Genomic DNA, 4497 nt, shown 5'->3' with positions numbered 1-4497 from the left:
GTCCTGGGTGTTCGCCCACGCGGGCCGCCACCCGTGCCACCACACGTACCGCGAGGTCATCTGCCGTCCGTGGCGGACTGTCATGSGTGGCGGTCGTCGGGTCAGTCACGGGGTCCCTTCGCGGCGGCCTGACTCTCGGGCACGAGCCGGCGCTGAGGCGCCATGACGCCGATCGGCCCATTTCTCGGACTCCCCATCTTCCCGCACGTCGACGTGGCCCGCCCGAAGGTCGGAGGGCGATGAGACGACTGGTGAAGCCGCCGCGGACGGGCGACTCGTACGCTGCATGTTCCCCTCCGTCATGACAGTCCGCCACGGACGGCAGATGACCTCGCGGTACGTGTGGTGGCACGGGTGGCGGCCCGCGTGGGCGAACACCCAGGACTGGGCGGCGAGCACGCCGTGCTCGGTCTCCTCGAACGGCTCCGACGACGCAGCCGCGCCCGCCCCGTCGTCCTCGCAGACCACGCACACCATCCGGCGTGTCATCGGCTCCGCGTCCGGTTCGCGGTCGGGGGACAGTCGCCAGGTCACCTCGTGGACAAGCGACTTGGCCATGGTCATCGGTCCCTGCCCGTCGGGGTCCGGGCGCCCGCCATGCGTGACCGCAAAATCTCGTCCTCGCGCGCGAGTCGGATGTACGCGGGGTCCGCGTCCCACTCACGGCCGCCGCCCGGCGGACGGAGCGCGATGCGGGTGCCGACGTGGGCCATCACGCGGCCGAGCCGTTGCCGTGCCTCGTCGACGACCAAGGCGCCGATGGTCGGCTCTTCCCGGCGCTCCGGGTCCACCCTGTACTCGCGCAGCCTCATGCCCGCGCCCCGGGCGTCGTCCTCACGGGTCCCACGCGCGGCCGTACTTCCGTCCGTACTTCCGCTCACGTCGGTCTGCTCCTCGGATCGGCCACGCCCCCGGAGTGTCCGCGCACTCGCGGGGTCCTTCGTCAGGGACCACAGTGGCCCGGTCACGGCGGGCCGCGCGGCGTCGTTCGGGGCGTTGAAGGAACGACACGTAGGGCGTCATTTAGGTGTCATTACAGCGTCCGCAGGTCTACCGTTGCCTCATGACCACACCGAACAGCACGCTTCGGGCCGTCCGTATGGGCCTCCTCATGTCGCAGGACGACTTCGCGCGGGCCATCCGGGACGCCGGTGCCCGGGCAGGCCAGCGGAACGACGCCAGCAAGCGCCTCGTGCAGCGCTGGGAGAGCGGCACGACTGCCGCGCCCCGCCCGGTCTACGCCAGAGCACTGGAGTCGGTCACCGGCCTGCCGGTCGCGTCCCTGGGGTTCGCCGCGCAGGTGTCCGTCCCGCGCGTATCCGACGACGGCCGCGGCGGGCACGACCTCGAAGGGCCCCCCGTCGGCACCCCCGAGGCGAGTGGTTCGCCGACACCCCGGACCGCTCCCCGCAGCAACTACTCGGGGGTGTGGCTTTCGCGGTACGAGTTCGTCAGCAGTGGCCGTGACAACGAGGTCTTCACCGGCAAGCACCACGTCGTCCTGCTCCAGCACGGCAACCGCCTCACCGCGCGCAGCCTCCCCAACGCCTCACTCAACCCCAACAGCCCACTGACCCTCGATCTCCAGATCGACGGCAGCGCGGTCACCGGCACATGGACCGAGGAGACGGCTCGCGACGGTTACTACCAAGGAGCGCGCTACTTCGGCGCCCTTCAGATGCTGGTCGACCCGACGGGGCGTCGTATGAGCGGCAAGTGGGTCGGCTTCGGCCGGGAGTACGAGATCAATTCCGGTCCGTGGGAACTGCGGCTGCTGGACGCGTCGACCAGCAAGGCCACGTTGGACTCGTACAACCGGTCACCCGAAACGTCATAACTCAGCGGCATGCTTGCTCTGGCGGTTCACACCTGAGCCCGTGGTCAGAGCACCAGGGAAAGATCGAGCGTCCGGGTGGTGAAGGCTGCGCCCAGAATCTGGATCAGCCCAGCTCCCGTCAGCCCTCCCCCGTCATAACAGCCCGCCACGGACGGCAGATGACTTCCCGATACGTGTGGTGGCACGGGTGGCGGCCCGCGTGCTCGAAGACCCAGGACTGGGCGGCGAGCGTGCCGTGTTCGGCCTCCTCGAACGGCTCCGACGACGCAGCCGCGCCCACGCCGTCGTCCTCGCAGACCACGCACACCATCCGGCGGGTGACCCGCTCCGCGTCCGGTTCGCGGTCGGGGGACAGTCGCCAGGTCACCTCGTGAATAAGCGACTTGAGCATGGTCATCGCCTCCAGCCGGTCGGGGTGCGGGCGCCCGCGATGTGTGACCACAGGTCCTCGTCCTCGTGCGCGAGTCGGACGTTCGCGGGGTCCGCGTCCCACTCACGGCCGCCGCCCGGCGGACGGAGCGCGATGCGGGTGCCGACGTGGGCCATCACGCGGCCGAGCCGCTGCCGTGCCTCGTCGATGACCAAGGTGCCGATGGTCGGCTCTTCCCGGCGCTCCGGTGCCGTTCCGTCCTCGGCTCGCCGTTTCGTGTCGTCGGTCATGTCGCAGCTCCTCGCAGCAGGGGACGCACCCCCAGGAGGCCACCGCCTCGCCGGGGACTGATCACTTCATGCTGCTGCCGCGCGCCGACGACGAGTTTCACGGCTTGTGAAACACGGTCCTACGTCATGCCAAGCCACGCGGCGAACCTGGCCAGCGGCTCCTTGCCGTACCGCTCCAGTTGGAGCAGGGTCTGGAGGGTCTCACGTACCTGGGGGTGGTTTCGGGTCTGCTCCGGTGATCTCCGCCGGGCCGCCTGGAGCGCCGCGAACGCCTGCTCGCGGTTGCCGTGGTCCAGCCAGCCTCTCGCCGCGTCGATGTACCAGTGGCCCGCCCGCACCGGCGCCACCGAGGCGGGGAGCCTCGTGCGGCGCGTCACCCGTACGACCTCCGGGCCGTCGTGCAGCTCCACGGCCACGCCGAGGCGGTGCATCGCCACGTTGGTCGGCCCGAACTCCAGCCCGTAGTGGTTGGCGTCGCGGCCGAGACGCCGGGCGGCCTCCCCCGCGGCGTCCAGATGCGCGTGCGCCGTTGGCGCGTTACCCGCCCGCGCCGCGAACATGGCGGACCGCAGATGTGTGGCGCCGTGCACGCTGAGCGTGGGCGGGTCCATGGGGCCGATGTCCTCGCCCAGGTCGTGCCGGACACGGTCGAGCAGCCGCATCCCCCGGTCGTACTCGGCGGCTTGCAGGAGCAGTGTCGAGCGCTGCCACTGCGTACGTCCGACACGCAGCGGATCGGCGGACTCCCGCGCTGCCCACCCCACCCGGTCCATCGCCTGGGAGCGGAGATCGAGCAGCCCGACGGCGTAGGCGATGGCGGTCACGCCGGAGTACGCCTCCGCGAGCAGTCCGAACAGCCGCTCCCGCTCCGGCCCGTCGGCCGCGTGGCAGGCCGTCGAGAGTTCGTCGAGCAGTGACGGGAGCAGGCGGCCGAGCCGTGCGTAGCGGCCCTCGCGGCCGAGCGCGGAGGCGGACGCCACGTCGGCGGCCAGCTCGCCGTAGCACCGCACGGGCAGGGTCTCGTCCGGCAGGTCCCAGCTCAGCATGGACGTACGGATGTCCGGGACCGTCGCGTGCACCCTGCCCCGGTGCGGGTCCTCGTACGGCTGCCCGGTGAGCTGCTCCAGCCGGACCCCCAGCGCGCGGGCGGCACCCGCGGTGAGCGAGGGCGTGGCCGGCTTGTGTCCCCGTTCGACCTGGGCGATGAGCGACTTCGAGCACGGGATGCGCTGGGCCAGCTGGAACTGCGTCAGGCCACGGGCCTTGCGCGCCTCCGCGATGCGGCGCCCGATGCGGTCGTTCCCGCTGTCCTGCGCGTAGGGCATCTCGGGACCCTTCCGATCAGGACCCTTCCGAGCAGATCCCTTCCGATCGGGACCCTTCCGGCTTCGTCACTCAGACGGTACCCGGTCCGTCGCCCCCGGCAGGTCCGGTTAGGCGTTTCGCGCATCAGGCCATGGTCATGGACAGTGGAGGGAGAGTCGCCGTCAGAGACCTGAGGAGGAGGTGGCCGCTGTGGCGTGGATGGCTGTCGAGCCCAGCGGGCAGGGGTGGGTGCAGGCCGCTGAGTTCGGCGTGGCCTTCGTGCTGTCCAGTGTCATCGGGCTGGAGCGGGAGATCCGGCAGAAGGCCGCCGGGCTGCGGACCTACACCATCGTCGGGGTCGGGTCCGCGCTCTTCACGCTCGTCAGCAAGTACGGGTTCAGCGATGTGCTGGCGGCGGGGACCGTGTCCCTCGATCCCTCCCGGATGGCCGCGCAGATCGTCTCGGGGCTCGGGTTCATCGGGGCCGGGGTGATCTTCGTGCAGCGGGGGTCCGTGCAGGGGCTCACCACCGCCGCCACCATCTGGCTCACCGCCGCCGTGGGCGCCGCCGCCGGTGCCGGGCTGCCGTTGCTCGCCGTGCTCGCCACCCTCGCCTACTTCCTCGTGTCCTACGGGGTACGTCCCCTCGTCCACCACCTGCCCGCCCTGCGGTCCGTCCCCGCCGGCTACCGCAT

8 protein-coding genes are annotated in these 4497 nt (G+C 71.2%); 3 read left to right on the top strand and 5 right to left on the bottom strand.

The genetic code is table 11. From position 1 onward, the window contains the following. The first annotated feature begins 7 nt into the window (after positions 1-7). Positions 8-166: a DUF7848 domain-containing protein gene (locus AB8Z36_RS42370; RefSeq protein WP_440582039.1), complete on the top strand. Its 159-nt coding sequence runs from the start codon at positions 8-10 to the stop codon at positions 164-166. Here the strand turns inward: AB8Z36_RS42370 and AB8Z36_RS42365 are convergent. After that, positions 106-558, bottom strand: a complete 453-nt coding sequence (locus AB8Z36_RS42365; RefSeq protein WP_440582038.1) for a DUF7848 domain-containing protein — start codon at positions 556-558, stop codon at positions 106-108. The genes AB8Z36_RS42370 and AB8Z36_RS42365 overlap by 61 nt on opposite strands. Before the next feature lie 2 nt (positions 559-560). Then, positions 561-881, bottom strand: coding sequence for a hypothetical protein (locus AB8Z36_RS30510; RefSeq protein WP_369216622.1), 321 nt, complete (start codon positions 879-881; stop codon positions 561-563). 182 nt (positions 882-1063) lie between these two features. On the opposite strand from AB8Z36_RS30510, the gene AB8Z36_RS30505 reads away from it, so the two are divergent. Then, on the top strand, positions 1064-1837 hold the full coding sequence (locus AB8Z36_RS30505) for an XRE family transcriptional regulator (RefSeq protein WP_369216621.1): 774 nt from the start codon (positions 1064-1066) through the stop codon (positions 1835-1837). A 118-nt stretch (positions 1838-1955) separates the two neighbouring features. On the opposite strand, the gene AB8Z36_RS30500 is transcribed toward AB8Z36_RS30505, so the two are convergent. The 3 genes from AB8Z36_RS30500 to AB8Z36_RS30490 all read right to left on the bottom strand — a co-directional run bounded on the left by AB8Z36_RS30500 (position 1956) and on the right by AB8Z36_RS30490 (position 3822). Continuing rightward, the gene (locus AB8Z36_RS30500; RefSeq protein ID WP_369216620.1) at positions 1956-2228 is read right to left on the bottom strand and encodes a DUF7848 domain-containing protein; all 273 of its coding nucleotides are present in this window, start codon (positions 2226-2228) and stop codon (positions 1956-1958) included. A gap of 2 nt (positions 2229-2230) precedes the next feature. Then, positions 2231-2497: a hypothetical protein gene (locus tag AB8Z36_RS30495; RefSeq protein WP_369216619.1), complete on the bottom strand. Its 267-nt coding sequence runs from the start codon at positions 2495-2497 to the stop codon at positions 2231-2233. Positions 2498-2616: 119 nt separating this feature from the next. Beyond that, positions 2617-3822: a helix-turn-helix domain-containing protein gene (locus tag AB8Z36_RS30490; RefSeq protein ID WP_369216618.1), complete on the bottom strand. Its 1206-nt coding sequence runs from the start codon at positions 3820-3822 to the stop codon at positions 2617-2619. 199 nt (positions 3823-4021) lie between these two features. Here AB8Z36_RS30490 and AB8Z36_RS30485 point away from each other — a divergent pair. Continuing rightward, a partial coding sequence (locus AB8Z36_RS30485; protein WP_369216623.1) for an MgtC/SapB family protein occupies positions 4022-4497 on the top strand: 476 nt, incomplete at its 3' end.

This window comes from Streptomyces flavofungini (genome assembly GCF_041028215.1).
GTDB lineage: Bacteria > Actinomycetota > Actinomycetes > Streptomycetales > Streptomycetaceae > Streptomyces > Streptomyces flavofungini_B.
The sequence above is the reverse complement of the archived record's forward strand: the minus strand, read 5'-3'. Positions and strand labels throughout refer to the sequence as shown.